At 42.8% G+C, this 19,413-nt stretch carries 10 protein-coding genes, 9 tRNA genes, 5 rRNA genes and 1 other annotated feature (2 of these 25 running past the window's edge); all 24 genes read left to right on the top strand.

All coding sequences use genetic code 11. The annotated features are described in order from the left end of the window. Nucleotides 1-1,729: ribosomal RNA gene (locus MHH71_RS15575) — 23S ribosomal RNA — on the top strand (it extends 1,193 nt beyond the left edge of the window). 91 nt (nucleotides 1,730-1,820) lie between these two features. Beyond that, nucleotides 1,821-1,936: ribosomal RNA gene (gene rrf, locus MHH71_RS15570) — 5S ribosomal RNA — on the top strand. Between the two features lie 4 nt (nucleotides 1,937-1,940). Further along, nucleotides 1,941-2,016 (top strand) — tRNA-Val (locus MHH71_RS15565). A 5-nt stretch (nucleotides 2,017-2,021) separates the two neighbouring features. Then, nucleotides 2,022-2,097 (top strand) — tRNA-Thr (locus MHH71_RS15560). Between the two features lie 13 nt (nucleotides 2,098-2,110). Next, nucleotides 2,111-2,186 (top strand) — tRNA-Lys (locus MHH71_RS15555). A gap of 13 nt (nucleotides 2,187-2,199) precedes the next feature. Further along, nucleotides 2,200-2,280 (top strand) — tRNA-Leu (locus MHH71_RS15550). A gap of 29 nt (nucleotides 2,281-2,309) precedes the next feature. After that, nucleotides 2,310-2,384: transfer RNA gene (locus tag MHH71_RS15545), tRNA-Gly, on the top strand. Nucleotides 2,385-2,400: 16 nt separating this feature from the next. Beyond that, nucleotides 2,401-2,489, top strand: a tRNA-Leu gene (locus tag MHH71_RS15540). Nucleotides 2,490-2,492: 3 nt separating this feature from the next. Further along, nucleotides 2,493-2,566 (top strand) — tRNA-Arg (locus MHH71_RS15535). Nucleotides 2,567-2,575: 9 nt separating this feature from the next. Beyond that, nucleotides 2,576-2,649: transfer RNA gene (locus MHH71_RS15530), tRNA-Pro, on the top strand. A 10-nt stretch (nucleotides 2,650-2,659) separates the two neighbouring features. Then, a tRNA-Ala gene (locus MHH71_RS15525) sits at nucleotides 2,660-2,735 on the top strand. Nucleotides 2,736-2,810: 75 nt separating this feature from the next. Beyond that, a 16S ribosomal RNA gene (locus MHH71_RS15520) occupies nucleotides 2,811-4,362 on the top strand. Between the two features lie 145 nt (nucleotides 4,363-4,507). Then, nucleotides 4,508-7,429, top strand: a 23S ribosomal RNA gene (locus MHH71_RS15515). A gap of 50 nt (nucleotides 7,430-7,479) precedes the next feature. Next, nucleotides 7,480-7,595: ribosomal RNA gene (gene rrf / locus MHH71_RS15510) — 5S ribosomal RNA — on the top strand. The 16S, 23S and 5S rRNA genes sit together here with 9 tRNA genes alongside, the layout of an rRNA operon. Before the next feature lie 227 nt (nucleotides 7,596-7,822). Beyond that, on the top strand, nucleotides 7,823-8,284 hold the full coding sequence (locus MHH71_RS15505) for a CtsR family transcriptional regulator (protein ID WP_006093087.1): 462 nt from the start codon (nucleotides 7,823-7,825) through the stop codon (nucleotides 8,282-8,284). Between the two features lie 148 nt (nucleotides 8,285-8,432). Beyond that, a complete protein-coding gene (locus MHH71_RS15500; RefSeq protein WP_006093088.1) occupies nucleotides 8,433-8,981 on the top strand; it encodes a UvrB/UvrC motif-containing protein in 549 nt (182 codons plus the stop codon). 4 nt (nucleotides 8,982-8,985) lie between these two features. Then, nucleotides 8,986-10,050: a protein arginine kinase gene (locus tag MHH71_RS15495; protein ID WP_006093089.1), complete on the top strand. Its 1,065-nt coding sequence runs from the start codon at nucleotides 8,986-8,988 to the stop codon at nucleotides 10,048-10,050. Between the two features lie 22 nt (nucleotides 10,051-10,072). Beyond that, entirely contained in the window at nucleotides 10,073-12,508 is a 2,436-nt protein-coding gene (gene clpC, locus MHH71_RS15490) for an ATP-dependent protease ATP-binding subunit ClpC (RefSeq protein ID WP_006093090.1), read from the top strand. A gap of 94 nt (nucleotides 12,509-12,602) precedes the next feature. Next, on the top strand, nucleotides 12,603-13,979 hold the full coding sequence (gene radA / locus MHH71_RS15485; RefSeq protein WP_006093091.1) for a DNA repair protein RadA: 1,377 nt from the start codon (nucleotides 12,603-12,605) through the stop codon (nucleotides 13,977-13,979). A 3-nt stretch (nucleotides 13,980-13,982) separates the two neighbouring features. Then, nucleotides 13,983-15,056, top strand: coding sequence for a DNA integrity scanning diadenylate cyclase DisA (disA, locus tag MHH71_RS15480; protein ID WP_003194305.1), 1,074 nt, complete (start codon nucleotides 13,983-13,985; stop codon nucleotides 15,054-15,056). A 160-nt stretch (nucleotides 15,057-15,216) separates the two neighbouring features. Continuing rightward, nucleotides 15,217-16,335: a PIN/TRAM domain-containing protein gene (locus MHH71_RS15475; RefSeq protein ID WP_003194307.1), complete on the top strand. Its 1,119-nt coding sequence runs from the start codon at nucleotides 15,217-15,219 to the stop codon at nucleotides 16,333-16,335. 16 nt (nucleotides 16,336-16,351) lie between these two features. Beyond that, the gene (gene ispD, locus MHH71_RS15470; RefSeq protein WP_006093092.1) at nucleotides 16,352-17,032 is read left to right on the top strand and encodes a 2-C-methyl-D-erythritol 4-phosphate cytidylyltransferase; all 681 of its coding nucleotides are present in this window, start codon (nucleotides 16,352-16,354) and stop codon (nucleotides 17,030-17,032) included. Nucleotides 17,033-17,141: 109 nt separating this feature from the next. Further along, the gene (gene ispF, locus MHH71_RS15465; protein ID WP_003205484.1) at nucleotides 17,142-17,618 is read left to right on the top strand and encodes a 2-C-methyl-D-erythritol 2,4-cyclodiphosphate synthase; all 477 of its coding nucleotides are present in this window, start codon (nucleotides 17,142-17,144) and stop codon (nucleotides 17,616-17,618) included. Between the two features lie 89 nt (nucleotides 17,619-17,707). Beyond that, nucleotides 17,708-19,165 carry a glutamate--tRNA ligase gene (gene gltX / locus MHH71_RS15460; protein ID WP_018767352.1) on the top strand — a complete coding sequence of 486 codons (1,458 nt, stop codon included), beginning with the start codon at nucleotides 17,708-17,710 and terminating at the stop codon, nucleotides 19,163-19,165. A 48-nt stretch (nucleotides 19,166-19,213) separates the two neighbouring features. Then, nucleotides 19,214-19,413: a binding site (T-box leader), on the top strand (it continues 47 nt past the right edge of the window).

Raw genomic sequence — 19,413 nt, 5'->3', positions numbered from 1 at the left:
ACCACCGAAGCTGCGAATTGATACCTATGGTATCAGTGGTAGGGGAGCGTTCTAAGGGCAGTGAAGTCAGACCGTAAGGACTGGTGGAGCGCTTAGAAGTGAGAATGCCGGTATGAGTAGCGAAAGACGGGTGAGAATCCCGTCCACCGAATGCCTAAGGTTTCCTGAGGAAGGCTCGTCCGCTCAGGGTTAGTCAGGACCTAAGCCGAGGCCGACAGGCGTAGGCGATGGACAACAGGTTGATATTCCTGTACCACCTCTTTATCGTTTGAGCAATGGAGGGACGCAGAAGGATAGAAGAAGCGTGCGATTGGTTGTGCACGTCCAAGCAGTTAGGCTGATAAGTAGGCAAATCCGCTTATCGTGAAGGCTGAGCTGTGATGGGGAAGCTCCTTATGGAGCGAAGTCTTTGATTCCCCGCTGCCAAGAAAAGCTTCTAGCGAGATAAAAGGTGCCTGTACCGCAAACCGACACAGGTAGGCGAGGAGAGAATCCTAAGGTGTGCGAGAGAACTCTGGTTAAGGAACTCGGCAAAATGACCCCGTAACTTCGGGAGAAGGGGTGCTTTCTTAACGGAAAGCCGCAGTGAATAGGCCCAAGCGACTGTTTAGCAAAAACACAGGTCTCTGCGAAGCCGTAAGGCGAAGTATAGGGGCTGACACCTGCCCGGTGCTGGAAGGTTAAGGAGAGGGGTTAGCGTAAGCGAAGCTCTGAACTGAAGCCCCAGTAAACGGCGGCCGTAACTATAACGGTCCTAAGGTAGCGAAATTCCTTGTCGGGTAAGTTCCGACCCGCACGAAAGGTGTAACGATTTGGGCACTGTCTCAACCAGAGACTCGGTGAAATTATAGTACCTGTGAAGATGCAGGTTACCCGCGACAGGACGGAAAGACCCCGTGGAGCTTTACTGTAGCCTGATATTGAATTTTGGTACAGTTTGTACAGGATAGGCGGGAGCCTTTGAAGCCGGAGCGCTAGCTTCGGTGGAGGCGCTGGTGGGATACCGCCCTGACTGTATTGAAATTCTAACCTACGGGTCTTATCGACCCGGGAGACAGTGTCAGGTGGGCAGTTTGACTGGGGCGGTCGCCTCCTAAAGTGTAACGGAGGCGCCCAAAGGTTCCCTCAGAATGGTTGGAAATCATTCGTAGAGTGCAAAGGCATAAGGGAGCTTGACTGCGAGACCTACAAGTCGAGCAGGGACGAAAGTCGGGCTTAGTGATCCGGTGGTTCCGCATGGAAGGGCCATCGCTCAACGGATAAAAGCTACCCCGGGGATAACAGGCTTATCTCCCCCAAGAGTCCACATCGACGGGGAGGTTTGGCACCTCGATGTCGGCTCATCGCATCCTGGGGCTGTAGTCGGTCCCAAGGGTTGGGCTGTTCGCCCATTAAAGCGGTACGCGAGCTGGGTTCAGAACGTCGTGAGACAGTTCGGTCCCTATCCGTCGTGGGCGTAGGAAATTTGAGAGGAGCTGTCCTTAGTACGAGAGGACCGGGATGGACGCACCGCTGGTGTACCAGTTGTTCTGCCAAGGGCATAGCTGGGTAGCTATGTGCGGAAGGGATAAGTGCTGAAAGCATCTAAGCATGAAGCCCCCCTCAAGATGAGATTTCCCATAGCGTAAGCTAGTAAGATCCCTGAAAGATGATCAGGTTGATAGGTTCGAGGTGGAAGCATGGTGACATGTGGAGCTGACGAATACTAATAGATCGAGGACTTAACCATATAATATGAAGCAAATGTTATCTAGTTTTGAAGGAATATATATTTAAAATTCCTGTTGACATTCCGTAAGGAATGTGTATAATAATAAAAGTCTGGTAATGATGGCAGAGAGGTCACACCCGTTCCCATACCGAACACGGAAGTTAAGCTCTCTAGCGCCGATGGTAGTTGGGACCTTGTCCCTGTGAGAGTAGGACGTTGCCAGGCAAATGGAGGATTAGCTCAGCTGGGAGAGCACCTGCCTTACAAGCAGGGGGTCGGCGGTTCGATCCCGTCATCCTCCACCATATACGCCGGCTTAGCTCAATTGGTAGAGCAACTGACTTGTAATCAGTAGGTTGGGGGTTCAAGTCCTCTAGCCGGCACCAGTTTTTCTTGTACGAGCCATTAGCTCAGTTGGTAGAGCATCTGACTTTTAATCAGAGGGTCGAAGGTTCGAGTCCTTCATGGCTCACCATTTATAATAATTCGCGGGTGTGGCGGAATTGGCAGACGCACCAGACTTAGGATCTGGCGCCTTTGGCGTGGGGGTTCGACTCCCTTCACCCGCACTTTATAAGCGAAACCAATTTCATACCGAGCGGAAGTAGTTCAGTGGTAGAATACAACCTTGCCAAGGTTGGGGTCGCGGGTTCGAATCCCGTCTTCCGCTCCAATTTACAATATGATATGCCGGGGTGGCGGAACAGGCAGACGCACAGGACTTAAAATCCTGCGGTGGGTGACCACCGTGCGGGTTCGACCCCCGCCCTCGGCACCATATGCGCCCGTAGCTCAATTGGATAGAGCGTTTGACTACGGATCAAAAGGTTAGGGGTTCGAGTCCTCTCGGGCGCGTTTTTCCTTCGGGAAGTGGCTCAGCTTGGTAGAGCACCTGGTTTGGGACCAGGGGGTCGCAGGTTCAAATCCTGTCTTCCCGATACTTATTTTGGGGCCTTAGCTCAGCTGGGAGAGCGCCTGCCTTGCACGCAGGAGGTCAGCGGTTCGATCCCGCTAGGCTCCACCAAAAGTTCTTTGAAAACTGAACGAAACAAACAACGTGAAACGTCAATTTTTATTTTAGATGCTAGACAAACTAACTTTATTGGAGAGTTTGATCCTGGCTCAGGATGAACGCTGGCGGCGTGCCTAATACATGCAAGTCGAGCGAATGGATTAAGAGCTTGCTCTTATGAAGTTAGCGGCGGACGGGTGAGTAACACGTGGGTAACCTGCCCATAAGACTGGGATAACTCCGGGAAACCGGGGCTAATACCGGATAACATTTTGCACCGCATGGTGCGAAATTCAAAGGCGGCTTCGGCTGTCACTTATGGATGGACCCGCGTCGCATTAGCTAGTTGGTGAGGTAACGGCTCACCAAGGCAACGATGCGTAGCCGACCTGAGAGGGTGATCGGCCACACTGGGACTGAGACACGGCCCAGACTCCTACGGGAGGCAGCAGTAGGGAATCTTCCGCAATGGACGAAAGTCTGACGGAGCAACGCCGCGTGAGTGATGAAGGCTTTCGGGTCGTAAAACTCTGTTGTTAGGGAAGAACAAGTGCTAGTTGAATAAGCTGGCACCTTGACGGTACCTAACCAGAAAGCCACGGCTAACTACGTGCCAGCAGCCGCGGTAATACGTAGGTGGCAAGCGTTATCCGGAATTATTGGGCGTAAAGCGCGCGCAGGTGGTTTCTTAAGTCTGATGTGAAAGCCCACGGCTCAACCGTGGAGGGTCATTGGAAACTGGGAGACTTGAGTGCAGAAGAGGAAAGTGGAATTCCATGTGTAGCGGTGAAATGCGTAGAGATATGGAGGAACACCAGTGGCGAAGGCGACTTTCTGGTCTGTAACTGACACTGAGGCGCGAAAGCGTGGGGAGCAAACAGGATTAGATACCCTGGTAGTCCACGCCGTAAACGATGAGTGCTAAGTGTTAGAGGGTTTCCGCCCTTTAGTGCTGAAGTTAACGCATTAAGCACTCCGCCTGGGGAGTACGGCCGCAAGGCTGAAACTCAAAGGAATTGACGGGGGCCCGCACAAGCGGTGGAGCATGTGGTTTAATTCGAAGCAACGCGAAGAACCTTACCAGGTCTTGACATCCTCTGACAACCCTAGAGATAGGGCTTCCCCTTCGGGGGCAGAGTGACAGGTGGTGCATGGTTGTCGTCAGCTCGTGTCGTGAGATGTTGGGTTAAGTCCCGCAACGAGCGCAACCCTTGATCTTAGTTGCCATCATTAAGTTGGGCACTCTAAGGTGACTGCCGGTGACAAACCGGAGGAAGGTGGGGATGACGTCAAATCATCATGCCCCTTATGACCTGGGCTACACACGTGCTACAATGGACGGTACAAAGAGCTGCAAGACCGCGAGGTGGAGCTAATCTCATAAAACCGTTCTCAGTTCGGATTGTAGGCTGCAACTCGCCTACATGAAGCTGGAATCGCTAGTAATCGCGGATCAGCATGCCGCGGTGAATACGTTCCCGGGCCTTGTACACACCGCCCGTCACACCACGAGAGTTTGTAACACCCGAAGTCGGTGGGGTAACCTTTTTGGAGCCAGCCGCCTAAGGTGGGACAGATGATTGGGGTGAAGTCGTAACAAGGTAGCCGTATCGGAAGGTGCGGCTGGATCACCTCCTTTCTATGGAGAATTGATGAACGCTGTTCATCAATATAAGTTTCCGTGTTTCGTTTTGTTCAGTTTTGAGAGAACTATCTCTCAGAAATAAATGTATGTTCTTTGAAAACTAGATAACAGTGTAGCTCATATTTTTTAATTTTAGTTTGGTTAAGTTAGAAAGGGCGCACGGTGGATGCCTTGACACTAGGAGTCGATGAAGGACGGGACTAACGCCGATATGCTTCGGGGAGCTGTAAGTAAGCTTTGATCCGAAGATTTCCGAATGGGGAAACCCACCATACGTAATGGTATGGTATCCTTACCTGAATACATAGGGTAAGGAAGACAGACCCAGGGAACTGAAACATCTAAGTACCTGGAGGAAGAGAAAGCAAATGCGATTTCCTGAGTAGCGGCGAGCGAAACGGAATCTAGCCCAAACCAAGAGGCTTGCCTCTTGGGGTTGTAGGACATTCTATACGGAGTTACAAAGGAACGAGGTAGACGAAGCAGCCTGGAAAGGCTCGTCATAGAGGGTAACAACCCCGTAGTCGAAACTTCGTTCTCTCTTGAATGTATCCTGAGTACGGCGGAACACGTGAAATTCCGTCGGAATCTGGGAGGACCATCTCCCAAGGCTAAATACTACCTAGTGATCGATAGTGAACCAGTACCGTGAGGGAAAGGTGAAAAGCACCCCGGAAGGGGAGTGAAAGAGATCCTGAAACCGTGTGCCTACAAATAGTCAGAGCCCGTTAATGGGTGATGGCGTGCCTTTTGTAGAATGAACCGGCGAGTTACGATCCCGTGCGAGGTTAAGCTGAAGAGGCGGAGCCGTAGCGAAAGCGAGTCTGAATAGGGCGTTTAGTACGTGGTCGTAGACCCGAAACCAGGTGATCTACCCATGTCCAGGGTGAAGTTCAGGTAACACTGAATGGAGGCCCGAACCCACGCACGTTGAAAAGTGCGGGGATGAGGTGTGGGTAGCGGAGAAATTCCAATCGAACCTGGAGATAGCTGGTTCTCCCCGAAATAGCTTTAGGGCTAGCCTTAAGTGTAAGAGTCTTGGAGGTAGAGCACTGATTGAACTAGGGGTCCTCATCGGATTACCGAATTCAGTCAAACTCCGAATGCCAATGACTTATCCTTAGGAGTCAGACTGCGAGTGATAAGATCCGTAGTCAAGAGGGAAACAGCCCAGATCGCCAGCTAAGGTCCCAAAGTGTGTATTAAGTGGAAAAGGATGTGGAGTTGCTTAGACAACTAGGATGTTGGCTTAGAAGCAGCCACCATTTAAAGAGTGCGTAATAGCTCACTAGTCGAGTGACTCTGCGCCGAAAATGTACCGGGGCTAAATACACCACCGAAGCTGCGAATTGATACCTATGGTATCAGTGGTAGGGGAGCGTTCTAAGGGCAGTGAAGTCAGACCGTAAGGACTGGTGGAGCGCTTAGAAGTGAGAATGCCGGTATGAGTAGCGAAAGACGGGTGAGAATCCCGTCCACCGAATGCCTAAGGTTTCCTGAGGAAGGCTCGTCCGCTCAGGGTTAGTCAGGACCTAAGCCGAGGCCGACAGGCGTAGGCGATGGACAACAGGTTGATATTCCTGTACCACCTCTTTATCGTTTGAGCAATGGAGGGACGCAGAAGGATAGAAGAAGCGTGCGATTGGTTGTGCACGTCCAAGCAGTTAGGCTGATAAGTAGGCAAATCCGCTTATCGTGAAGGCTGAGCTGTGATGGGGAAGCTCCTTATGGAGCGAAGTCTTTGATTCCCCGCTGCCAAGAAAAGCTTCTAGCGAGATAAAAGGTGCCTGTACCGCAAACCGACACAGGTAGGCGAGGAGAGAATCCTAAGGTGTGCGAGAGAACTCTGGTTAAGGAACTCGGCAAAATGACCCCGTAACTTCGGGAGAAGGGGTGCTTTCTTAACGGAAAGCCGCAGTGAATAGGCCCAAGCGACTGTTTAGCAAAAACACAGGTCTCTGCGAAGCCGTAAGGCGAAGTATAGGGGCTGACACCTGCCCGGTGCTGGAAGGTTAAGGAGAGGGGTTAGCGTAAGCGAAGCTCTGAACTGAAGCCCCAGTAAACGGCGGCCGTAACTATAACGGTCCTAAGGTAGCGAAATTCCTTGTCGGGTAAGTTCCGACCCGCACGAAAGGTGTAACGATTTGGGCACTGTCTCAACCAGAGACTCGGTGAAATTATAGTACCTGTGAAGATGCAGGTTACCCGCGACAGGACGGAAAGACCCCGTGGAGCTTTACTGTAGCCTGATATTGAATTTTGGTACAGTTTGTACAGGATAGGCGGGAGCCTTTGAAGCCGGAGCGCTAGCTTCGGTGGAGGCGCTGGTGGGATACCGCCCTGACTGTATTGAAATTCTAACCTACGGGTCTTATCGACCCGGGAGACAGTGTCAGGTGGGCAGTTTGACTGGGGCGGTCGCCTCCTAAAGTGTAACGGAGGCGCCCAAAGGTTCCCTCAGAATGGTTGGAAATCATTCGTAGAGTGCAAAGGCATAAGGGAGCTTGACTGCGAGACCTACAAGTCGAGCAGGGACGAAAGTCGGGCTTAGTGATCCGGTGGTTCCGCATGGAAGGGCCATCGCTCAACGGATAAAAGCTACCCCGGGGATAACAGGCTTATCTCCCCCAAGAGTCCACATCGACGGGGAGGTTTGGCACCTCGATGTCGGCTCATCGCATCCTGGGGCTGTAGTCGGTCCCAAGGGTTGGGCTGTTCGCCCATTAAAGCGGTACGCGAGCTGGGTTCAGAACGTCGTGAGACAGTTCGGTCCCTATCCGTCGTGGGCGTAGGAAATTTGAGAGGAGCTGTCCTTAGTACGAGAGGACCGGGATGGACGCACCGCTGGTGTACCAGTTGTTCTGCCAAGGGCATAGCTGGGTAGCTATGTGCGGAAGGGATAAGTGCTGAAAGCATCTAAGCATGAAGCCCCCCTCAAGATGAGATTTCCCATAGCGTAAGCTAGTAAGATCCCTGAAAGATGATCAGGTTGATAGGTTCGAGGTGGAAGCATGGTGACATGTGGAGCTGACGAATACTAATAGATCGAGGACTTAACCATATAATATGAAGCAAATGTTATCTAGTTTTGAAGGAATATACCTTCAATAGTTTGGTGATGATGGCAGAGAGGTCACACCCGTTCCCATACCGAACACGGAAGTTAAGCTCTCTAGCGCCGATGGTAGTTGGGACCTTGTCCCTGTGAGAGTAGGACGTCGCCAAGCAATTAAAGCACGAGTCAATTGACTCGTGCTTTTTTGTATATTTTTATTTGGTATTAATACGTACAAATAAAAATGAGAAGTTAATTCTGTTGTATAAAATATAAACGTAGTGATTAAAGAAAAGAAATTTTGGCTAGGATAGTGAGGAAGCAAAAGAGTTGCAAATTTCTTTAATACGTATATAATTAAAGTCAAAGATAGTCAAAGTCAATAAAGGTGGCGGATAAATGAGAAATATATCTGATATCATTGAGCAATATCTAAAGCAAGTTATTGACTTAAGCAATAATAATGTGATTGAGATTAAGAGAAATGAGGTTGCGGATCGATTTGATTGTGTTCCGTCTCAAATTAATTATGTAATCAATACTCGCTTTACGTTAGAAAGAGGATTTGTAGTTGAAAGTAAACGAGGCGGAGGAGGTTACATTCGCATTATCAAAGTCAAATTGCATGACGATATAGACATTATTGATCAAATGCTTCATATGATCGAGCATAGTATTGCGCAAGGGAATGCGGAAAGTATCATTATACGATTAGTGGAAGAAGATATTGTGACCAATCGGGAAGCAAAACTTATGCTGAGCGTATTAGATCGATCTGTATTATTAATGGATTTACCTTCTAGAGATGAACTTAGGGCTCGGATATTATGCGCAATGTTAAGGACACTGAAATATAAATAAATACAGCTTTTGTTAAGAAATGTTTTTAGTGGTAATTCATTTTATAGTGGGACTTTTTACAGACAAGATTCAGTGAAAAAAATAATCTAGTGGTGTATAAAAAGTATCATGAGGTAGATCGTTCCTATTGTAAAGGTGGGGATATAAGATGACTTGTCAAAATTGTAATATAAGACCAGCAGCATTACATTATACAAAAGTAATAAACGGACAAAAGACGGAAGTTCATCTTTGTGAGCAATGTGCAGAGCAAAATGGCTATACGTCTTTCTTTCAATCACCACAATCTAGTTTTTCCTTCCATGACTTACTAGCTGGATTGCTACATGGAGAACCATCAATGTTTGAAAACCAAGAGGATAGTTTTTCAGATGCAAGAGTATTACGATGTTCAACTTGTAATATGACATATAAACAATTTGCAAAAGTAGGTCGCTTTGGATGTGCTTCTTGTTATGAGACATTTAAGGAACAACTAAAGCCAATGTTGAAGCGGCTTCATGGTGGTCATACAAATCATTGTGGAAAAATTCCCGAGCGTATGGGAGGAAATATTCATCTAAAGAAAGAATTAGATGAACTAAAATTAAAATTAAAGCAATGTATACAGAAAGAAGAATTTGAAAAAGCAGCTCAAACGCGTGATCAAATCCGAAGTATTGAAAATCAGCTTAGTGAGCATAGAGGGGGGGAATAGTTCTATGTCACTGGATCGTATTATGAATGAAGCAATTAGTCCGTGGATGAGGGGAGATGGCCCCGATTCTGATATTGTTTTAAGTAGTCGTATTCGTTTGGCTCGTAATTTAAAAGATTATCATTTCCCTATTATGCAAACTGATGAAGAAGCTAAGCAGATTACTAATTTATTTCAAAAGAAGTTTGTAAATCAGAAAGTGAAATCCCTCGGGAATTTTGAACTATTAAAAATGAATGAACTAAAACCGCTTCAGCGAAGAGTTTTAGTAGAAAAACATTTAATTAGTCCTAATCTTGCTGGAACGGAATTTGGTACTTGTCTACTATCAGAAAGTGAACATATAAGTGTGATGCTTAATGAAGAAGATCATGTGCGAATTCAATGTTTATTCTCAGGGCTGCAATTATCAGAAGCACTGCAAAGCGCAAACAAAATGGATACATGGATTGAAAAAGCAGTTGAATATGCTTTTGATGAATCGCTTGGCTATATTACCAGTTGCCCCACAAATGTTGGTACGGGGTTACGAGCTTCTGTAATGATGCATTTACCAGCACTTGTTTTGACGAAACGGATAAATCGTATTATACAAGCAATTCAACAATTAGGTTTAGTCGTAAGAGGAATATACGGTGAAGGTAGCGAAGCCTTAGGTAATATATTTCAAGTTTCTAATCAAATGACATTAGGAAAATCAGAAGAAGATATTATAGCAGATTTAGAGAGTGTTGTTCATCAGCTTATACAACAAGAGAGAGTAGCTCGAGAACTAATTATGAAAAATTCAAGTATTGAACTTGAAGACCGAGTATATCGTTCTTACGGTGTACTGGCTAATAGTCGATTAATTCAATCGGCAGAAGCTGCTACTTGTCTGTCAGATATGCGGTTAGGTATTGATCTTGATTATATAAAAAATATATCAAGAAATATTTTAACAGAGTTAATGGTACTAACTCAGCCAGGAATTTTACAGCAATACGCAGGAGGTCCTTTAAGCCCAGAAGAAAGGGATTATCGAAGGGCGACATTAATCCGTGAAAGACTACGAATTGAACAAAATTGAGCGCAAGTAGGAGGCGATTTCTATGATGTTTGGAAGATTTACAGAAAGAGCACAGAAAGTATTAGCTTTATCTCAAGAAGAAGCAATTCGCATTGGGCATAATAATATTGGTACAGAACATATTTTACTTGGGCTTGTACGCGAAGGGGAAGGAATTGCAGCTAAAGCGTTAATTGCTCTTGGGCTAAGTCCAGAGAAGGTACAAAAAGAGGTAGAGGCATTAATTGGTCGTGGAACAGAGATGTCTCAAACTGTTCATTATACACCGCGTGCCAAAAAAGTAATTGAGTTATCAATGGATGAGGCACGTAAGCTAGGTCATTCTTATGTTGGAACGGAACATATTTTACTAGGATTGATCCGTGAAGGTGAAGGTGTTGCAGCGCGTGTTTTAAATAACTTAGGCGTAAGTTTAAACAAAGCAAGACAACAAGTATTGCAGCTCCTTGGAAGCAATGAAGCTACATCAGGCCATCAAGGTGGTGCATCAGCAAATGCAAATACACCAACGCTTGATAGTTTAGCGCGAGATTTGACAGTTGTTGCACGTGAAGGACGCTTAGATCCTGTTATTGGCCGTAGTAAAGAGATTCAACGTGTTATTGAAGTATTGAGCCGTAGAACTAAGAATAACCCAGTATTAATTGGAGAACCTGGGGTAGGTAAAACAGCAATTGCTGAAGGTCTAGCACAGCAAATTGTAAATAATGAAGTTCCAGAAACATTACGCGATAAGCGTGTTATGACGTTAGATATGGGTACAGTTGTTGCTGGCACGAAATACCGTGGTGAGTTTGAGGATCGTTTAAAGAAAGTGATGGATGAAATTCGCCAAGCTGGTAATATCATTCTATTTATTGATGAACTTCATACATTAATTGGTGCAGGTGGTGCAGAAGGTGCAATTGACGCATCCAATATTTTGAAACCATCATTAGCACGTGGTGAATTGCAATGTATTGGGGCGACAACATTAGATGAGTATCGTAAATACATTGAAAAAGATGCAGCACTAGAAAGACGTTTCCAACCAATTCATGTTGACGAGCCAAGCTTAGAAGAATCGATTCAAATTTTAAGAGGGTTACGCGATCGTTACGAGGCGCATCACCGCGTTTCCATTACAGATGATGCAATTGAAGCAGCTGTAAAACTTTCGGATCGTTATATTACAGATCGTTTCTTACCTGATAAAGCAATTGACTTAATCGATGAAGCAGCTTCAAAAGTACGCTTACGTTCTTATACAACACCACCAGATTTAAAAGAACTTGAAGTGAAACTTGAAGAAATTCGAAAAGAAAAGGATGCAGCCGTACAGAGCCAAGAATTTGAAAAGGCAGCTTCTTTACGAGATATGGAACAACGTTTACGTGAAAAATTAGAGGATACAAAACGTCAGTGGAAAGAGCAGCAAGGAAAAGAAAATTCAGAAGTAACAGTAGAAGACATTGCAAATGTTGTTTCTACGTGGACGCGTATTCCGGTTTCTAAACTTGCACAAACAGAAACAAATAAATTATTGAATCTAGAATCCATTTTACATGACCGTGTAATTGGCCAAGATGAAGCTGTTGTCGCAGTAGCGAAAGCAGTGCGCCGCGCAAGAGCGGGTTTAAAAGATCCGAAACGCCCAATTGGTTCATTTATTTTCTTAGGACCGACTGGTGTAGGTAAAACGGAGCTTGCGCGTGCATTAGCAGAATCTATGTTTGGTGATGAAGATGCAATGATTCGTATTGATATGTCTGAGTATATGGAGAAACATTCTACTTCTCGCTTAGTGGGGTCTCCCCCAGGATATGTGGGATATGAAGAAGGCGGCCAATTAACAGAAAAAGTTCGTCGCAAACCATATTCTGTCGTGCTGTTAGATGAAGTAGAGAAGGCACATCCAGATGTATTTAACATTTTACTGCAAGTGCTAGAAGATGGGCGTTTAACAGACTCTAAAGGGCGTACAGTTGATTTCCGAAATACAATTGTTATTATGACATCTAACGTTGGTGCCGAAGCATTAAAACGTAATAAACATCTCGGTTTTAACGTACAAGATGAGAGTCGTGATTATTCAGATATGAAGGGTAAAGTAATGGATGAATTGAAAAAAGCATTTCGTCCAGAGTTCTTAAACCGTATTGATGAAATCATTGTTTTCCATATGCTTGAGAAAAAACATATTCAAGAAATTGTAACGCTTATGGTTAATCAATTAGTAAATCGGTTAAAAGAACAAGAGATTGAATTAGAGTTAACAAGTACAGCAATTGAAGCGATTGCTGATAAAGGATTCGATCGTGAGTATGGTGCTCGTCCACTTCGTCGAGCAATCCAAAAACATGTGGAAGATCGATTGTCAGAAGAACTTCTAAAAGGAGCAATTGAGAAAGGTCAAAAAGTTGTCTTTGACGCCGAAGGGGAATCATTTGTCATTCGCAGTGCAGAAAAGGTAAAATAAGTATAGACAAACAAGGAGGGCTAAATAATAGCCCTCTTTCTTGTACGAGAAGGATGTATGTTTATAGATGAAAGTGAAGTGAAGTAAAAACAAGATGGCTAAAAAGAAAACGAAATTTATATGTCAAGAATGTGGTTATCAGTCACCAAAATATATGGGTAAGTGCCCTGGATGTGGGCAATGGAATACGCTTGTCGAAGAGATGGAACAAGTTGTATCATCGCGTCGCATCAACTATGCAAATGCGATTCAAACGGAAGTAACAAAGCCAAGGCGTCTTACAGAAGTAGAAACAAAGTCAGAGGCACGGATTGAAACAAAATTTCAAGAATTTAATCGTGTACTCGGTGGAGGAATTGTTGACGGTTCCCTCGTACTTATTGGAGGAGATCCTGGAATTGGAAAATCAACCTTACTACTACAAATATCATCGCAATTAGCAGATTCTTCGTATGATGTATTGTATATATCTGGTGAAGAATCAGCAAAACAAATTAAACTTCGTGCAGATCGTCTACATGTAAATGGAAGCAACTTATTTGTTGTTTCGGAAACAGATTTACAGCGAATTGCGGCACATATCGATGAAATGAACCCTTCCTTTGTTGTCATTGATTCCATTCAAACTATTTATTTGCCAGAAGTAACCTCAGCACCAGGTAGTGTTTCGCAAGTACGTGAATGTACAGCGGAACTGATGAAACTTGCAAAAACGAAAGGAATTCCAATTTTTATCGTAGGACATGTAACGAAAGAAGGGGCAATTGCAGGACCGCGTATGTTAGAACATATGGTGGATGCGGTTCTTTATTTTGAAGGAGACCGTCATCATACATATCGTATTTTGCGAGCGGTTAAAAATCGCTTTGGTTCTACAAATGAGATGGGTATTTTTGAAATGAAGGAACTCGGTCTTGCGGAAGTATTAAATCCTTCTGAAATTTTTCTAGAAGAAAGACCTGTTGGAGTTGCTGGCTCTACAGTTGTTGCTTCTATGGAAGGGACAAGGCCTGTTTTAGTAGAAATACAAGCATTAATTTCTCCTACTAGTTTTGGAAATCCACGAAGAATGGCTACAGGGATTGATCATAATCGTGTATCGCTTATTATGGCAGTGCTAGAAAAAAGAGCAGGTTTATTATTGCAAAACCAAGATGCGTATTTAAAGGTTGCTGGAGGATTGAGATTGGATGAACCAGCAATTGATTTGGCAGTGGCTTTAAGTATTGCATCGAGTTTTCGAGATAAGTCAACTGCCCCGACCGATGCGGTAATAGGAGAAGTTGGGTTAACTGGAGAAGTAAGAAGGGTATCGAGAATTGAACAACGAGTACAAGAAGCGGCTAAATTAGGATTTCAGCGTGCCATAATCCCGAAAAAAAATTTAGGGGGTTGGACAATTCCTGAGGGGATTGAAGTAGTTGGTGTTTCTAATTTAGGAGAGGCGCTTCGTTTGACATTAGGAGGCTAGGCTATGGAAGAAAACAAGCAACGTGTCAAAAGTATGATTAATATTTTGCAGCTTGTTGCACCAGGGACACCTTTGCGAGAAGGCATAGATAATGTACTTCGTGCGCAAACAGGTGGCTTAATTGTCCTTGGGTATAATGATCAAATTAAAAGCATTGTTGATGGAGGATTTCACATTAATTGTGCATTCTCTCCCGCTAGTTTATACGAACTAGCAAAAATGGATGGAGCTCTTATTTTAAATGAGACGGGAAGTAAAATTTTAATTGCAAATGCACAGTTAGTTCCCGAGTCATCTATTGATTCCATTGAAACAGGAATGCGTCATCGCACAGCAGAACGTGTAGCGAAGCAAACAGGAAGTCTTGTTGTTGCTATTTCACAAAGACGTAACGTAATTACGCTATATCAGGGAGGTTTACGTTATACACTAAAAGACATAGGCGTTATTTTAACAAAGGCAAATCAGGCTATTCAAACTTTAGAAAAATATAAAGCAGTATGGAATGATGGTATTACGAACTTGGGTATTCTAGAATTTGAGGAAGTTGTTACGATGTCTGAAGTGGTCCACGTCCTACATAGTGTCGAGATGGTACTCCGTATTAAGAATGAAATTCTAAGTTATATTCATGAATTAGGAACAGAAGGTAGACTTATTCGTTTACAGCTTACTGAGCTGTTGGCTGATTTGGAAGCAGAGGCAGCATTATTAATTAAAGACTACTATCAAGAAAAGACGCAGGATCACTATCAAATTTTAAAAAAATTACAGGAACTTGCAAATGCACAGCTTTTAGAAGATAGTGATTTAGTGAAATTGCTTGGTTACCCAGGGCAAATGAGTTTAGAGGAAAGTGTTACACCGAGAGGATATAGGATTACAAGTAAAATTTCTCGGGTACCACCTCTTATTATTGAAAATTTGATCAATCGATTTAAAACATTGCAAGGCGTTTGTCGTGCAAGTATTAATGAGTTAGATGATGTAGAAGGAATTGGAGAAGTTCGGGCGAAAAAAATACGAGAAGGTTTAAAACGAATCCAAGAGCATTTATATATGAGTAGACACAATTAAGAATATTACATTGATTTCATAATATAACGACACTAGCACATTTTTGGTATATGATATGATATATTGGTAAATAAACCAATTTATAAAAAGACACGTCCGCTTTTGCATTCGGCGTTTTGATTAGCAAAACAATGGTTAATAATGAGTAGGAGGTGGTTGGATGTTAAAACGGATCGTACAGCTCTTCGTTTTAGTAATCGGAGGAGCGTTAGGGATTTATTTAATCCCGAAAGTTATTAATGTATTGGACATGGGTGCAATCCCGTTACTGGAGGGCTCATATGTTCGTGCAATTATTGGTGCAATTATTTTATTTTTAACAACATTTTGGCTCGTAGATTATATTGTTCAGCTTATTAAACATATTGAGGAAGCTCTTGTAAAGGCGCCTGTAACAGATGTTTTATTTGGCACGCTAGGATTAATCTCAGGTCTTATTGTTGCGTATTTAATTTTGATACCAATTCGTGAATTTACAATTCCAGTCATTAGTACTGTATTGCAAATCTTCTTTACACTTCTACTTGGTTACTTAGGATTCCAGGTAGGATTTAAAAAGAGAAATGAATTGTTAGGATTATTTACACTACCACAACGCGGTGGCAAGAAGAAAAATAACAATAGTGATAATGAAGAGGCTGAAACGGAAACAGGAGTAGAGGAATCTTTTTCGCATTGGAAAATTCTTGATACTAGTGTAATTATTGATGGACGTATTGCTGATATTTGTCAAACGAAATTCCTAGAAGGAACGATTGTCATTCCTCAGTTTGTATTAGAGGAGTTGCAACATATTGCTGATTCTTCGGATGCATTAAAGCGTAATCGAGGACGTAGAGGATTAGATATTTTAAACCGTATTCAAAAAGAGATGCCAATTCCAGTAGAGATTTATGAAGGCGATTTCGAAGATATTCAAGAAGTGGATAGCAAGCTTGTGAAATTAGCGAAAGTAACTGGTGGTACTGTTGTCACAAATGATTTTAACTTAAATAAAGTTTCTGAACTACAAGGAGTAACAGTTCTAAACATTAATGATTTAGCAAATGCAATTAAGCCAGTTGTACTTCCCGGTGAAGAACTAAGCGTTTATGTTGTCAAAGATGGAAAAGAGCAAAATCAAGGTGTTGCTTATTTAGATGATGGTACGATGATTGTAGTAGAAGATGGTCGAGAATATGTTGGCTCACAACTTGATGTACTCGTTACGAGTGTACTACAAACATCTGCTGGTCGTATGATTTTTGCAAAGCGAAAATTACTAGAAAAAGCATTATAAGTAGAGGATTATTAGCATGTATACATTAATTATTCCGGCCGCGGGCCGAGGAAAGCGAATGGGTGCTGGTAAAAATAAATTATTTTTGCTTATTAATGAAGTGCCTATTATTGTGCATACATTACGTGTTTTTGAAAAAGATGAAGCATGTAAAAATATTATTATGGCAATTAATGAAGAAGAACGTTCCTATTTTGAAGGGTTAATACAGAGATATCCGATTCAAAAGAGTGTGCAGTTTATCCAAGGTGGGGCTGAAAGACAAGATAGTGTATATAATGCACTTCAATATGTGAAGCAAACCGAGTATGTTCTTGTACATGATGGAGCACGTCCGTTTGTAACGAATAAAATGACCCGTGATGTATTGATTGCAGCGAAGCGGAAAGGTGCTTCGATTTGCGCGGTACCTGTAAAGGACACAGTAAAACGGGTAGAACAAAATACAGTTGTTGAAACAGTTGAACGTTCTCAGTTGAGAGCCGTACAAACACCTCAAGGATTTTCTGTTCCACTTTTACTAGAAGCGCATCAAAGTGCAAAACAGGGATGTTTCCTTGGTACAGATGATGCAAGTCTTGTAGAACGTATTGGTAAGGAAGTGGGCGTAGTAGAGGGTAGTTATTACAATATTAAAGTGACAACGCCAGAGGATTTATTAATTGCTGAAAGTTTCTTGCGTGTTCAGAAGGGGTAGTAGAAAGAATATAAAGAAAAGCCCGGTTACTGCCGGGCTTTTCTTTATAGGTGCATAGATATAATATAGAATCATAACGTTCAGTAGTTTAGCTTGAGGAGGATGTAAAATGTTTCGAATTGGACAAGGCTTTGATGTACATGAATTTGCAGAAGGTAGACCGTTAATTATCGGTGGAATTACGATTCCGCATGAAAAAGGTTTGTTAGGTCACTCAGATGCAGATGTACTATTACATACAATTGCTGATGCATGTTTAGGAGCAATTGCTGCAGGTGACATCGGAAAACATTTTCCAGATACAGATCCTGCCTTTAAGGATGCAGATTCAGCGGTGTTATTGCAAAAAGTTTGGGAGTTTGTGCGTGAACAAGGGTATGAGTTAGGTAATTTAGATTGTACAATTATTGCGCAGAAGCCGAAAATGGCACCACATATTGAAAATATGCGTAAGCGTATTAGTGAGTTATTAGAAACTTCTATAGGCAATATTAATGTGAAGGCAACAACAACTGAAAAATTAGGATTTACAGGAAGAGAAGAAGGGATTGCTTCTCAAGCAGTTGTATTATTACAGAAAAAATAGTTGTTTTTGATTCGTAAGATGGATAATCAGATTTTTTTGGTGTACAATTATAGAATGTGTTGACATTAAGAATGGAAGGTGTACCAATTATGGAAAAGCAAGTGAGAGTACGCTATGCGCCAAGTCCAACAGGACACTTACATATCGGAAATGCGCGTACGGCATTATTTAATTATTTATTTGCTCGTCATCAAGATGGCAAGTTTATTATTCGTATTGAAGATACTGATGTAAAACGTAATGTTGCTGGTGGTGAAGAAAGCCAATTAAAATACTTGAAATGGCTCGGTATGGACTGGGATGAAGGTGTTGATGTTGGTGGTGAATATGGACCATATCGTCAAACAGAACGTTTAGATATTTATAAAAAGTTATATGAAGATTTGCTAGAACGTGGTTTAGCTTATAAATGTTACATGACAGAAGAGGAATTAGAAGCAGAGCGTGAAGGACAAATTGCTCGTGGTGAAACACCTCGTTATGCAGGTAATCACCGTGATTTAACAGAAGAACAAATCAAGCAATTTGAAGCAGAAGGCCGCATTCCAAGTATTCGTTTCCGTGTACCAGCTGACCGCGACTACACGTTTAAGGATGTCGTAAAAGATGAAGTTGCTTTCCACTCAAATGACTTTGGTGATTTCGTTATTGTGAAAAAAGATGGTATTCCAACTTATAATTTTGCAGTAGCGGTAGATGATCATTTAATGGAAATCACACATGTTCTTCGTGGCGATGACCATATCTCTAACACACCGAAACAAATGATGATTTATGAAGCATTTGGATGGGATATCCCACAATTCGGTCATATGACATTAATCGTAAATGAGAGCCGTAAAAAATTAAGTAAACGTGATGAATCTATTATTCAATTTATTGAACAATATCAAGCGCTTGGATATCTTCCAGAAGCGATTTTTAACTTTATCGCATTACTTGGTTGGTCACCAGTAGGGGAGGAAGAAATCTTCTCTAAAGATGAGTTTATTGAAATGTTTGATGCGGCACGTTTATCAAAATCACCTGCATTATTCGATTCTCAAAAACTAAAATGGATGAACAATCAATATATGAAAAAGCAAGATCTAGATGCTGTTGTTGCATTAAGCTTACCGCATTTAGTGAAAGCTGGTCGTGTAAGTGAAAACTTAAGCGAACAAGAACAGGTTTGGGTTCGTGGTGTAATTGCTTTATACCATGAACAAATGAGCTTTGGAGCTGAAATTGTAGAGCTTTCTGAAATGTTCTTCAAAGATCATGTAGACTATGAAGAAGAAGGACAAGAAGTATTAAAAGGTGAACAAGTACCTGAAGTACTTCGTGCATTTGCAGCAGGATTAGAAGCTTTAGATGAAGTAGAACCAGCAGCAATTAAGAAGGCAATTAAAGCTGTTCAAAAAGAAACAGGTCATAAAGGCAAAAATTTATTTATGCCAATTCGTGTTGCAACTACGGGTCAAACACATGGCCCAGAACTTCCAAACGCAATTGCACTTCTTGGAAAAGAAAAAGTTTTAAATCGTATTCGTAAAGTAATTGGTTAACATTTGACGAATTTAGAAATATAATAAGAATACTTAAAAACCTAATAAGGGAAAGCGACGAGAAGGAGAAGTAGAAAATCAGGCTTTTTACAGAGAGAACCACCTTTTGGCTGGAAGTGGTTTATAAGTGGATTTTTGAAATGCCCCTTCGAGTCTTCTGCTGAACAACGAAGAGTTTCGGGACGTCATAAGGACGCAAAGTAAGCAGAAGCGGTATAAACCGTTATCATGGATGAGTTTGAGGCTTT

Origin of the sequence: Bacillus sp. FSL H8-0534 (assembly GCF_038005885.1) — a bacterium.
In the GTDB taxonomy this organism is placed as follows: domain Bacteria; phylum Bacillota; class Bacilli; order Bacillales; family Bacillaceae_G; genus Bacillus_A; species Bacillus_A pseudomycoides.
The sequence above is the reverse complement of the archived record's forward strand: the minus strand, read 5'-3'. Positions and strand labels throughout refer to the sequence as shown.

What these genes read in the sequence shown, in the direction of transcription:
- ispD (WP_006093092.1), top strand. Translation starts at nt 16,352, where the DNA reads ATGTATACATTAATTATTCCGGCCGCGGGCCGAGGAAAGCGAATGGGT.
- gltX (WP_018767352.1), top strand. Translation starts at nt 17,708, where the DNA reads ATGGAAAAGCAAGTGAGAGTACGCTATGCGCCAAGTCCAACAGGACAC.
- MHH71_RS15495 (WP_006093089.1), top strand. Translation starts at nt 8,986, where the DNA reads ATGTCACTGGATCGTATTATGAATGAAGCAATTAGTCCGTGGATGAGG.
- MHH71_RS15505 (WP_006093087.1), top strand. Translation starts at nt 7,823, where the DNA reads ATGAGAAATATATCTGATATCATTGAGCAATATCTAAAGCAAGTTATT.
- clpC (WP_006093090.1), top strand. Translation starts at nt 10,073, where the DNA reads ATGATGTTTGGAAGATTTACAGAAAGAGCACAGAAAGTATTAGCTTTA.
- radA (WP_006093091.1), top strand. Translation starts at nt 12,603, where the DNA reads ATGGCTAAAAAGAAAACGAAATTTATATGTCAAGAATGTGGTTATCAG.
- MHH71_RS15500 (WP_006093088.1), top strand. Translation starts at nt 8,433, where the DNA reads ATGACTTGTCAAAATTGTAATATAAGACCAGCAGCATTACATTATACA.
- disA (WP_003194305.1), top strand. Translation starts at nt 13,983, where the DNA reads ATGGAAGAAAACAAGCAACGTGTCAAAAGTATGATTAATATTTTGCAG.
- MHH71_RS15475 (WP_003194307.1), top strand. Translation starts at nt 15,217, where the DNA reads ATGTTAAAACGGATCGTACAGCTCTTCGTTTTAGTAATCGGAGGAGCG.
- ispF (WP_003205484.1), top strand. Translation starts at nt 17,142, where the DNA reads ATGTTTCGAATTGGACAAGGCTTTGATGTACATGAATTTGCAGAAGGT.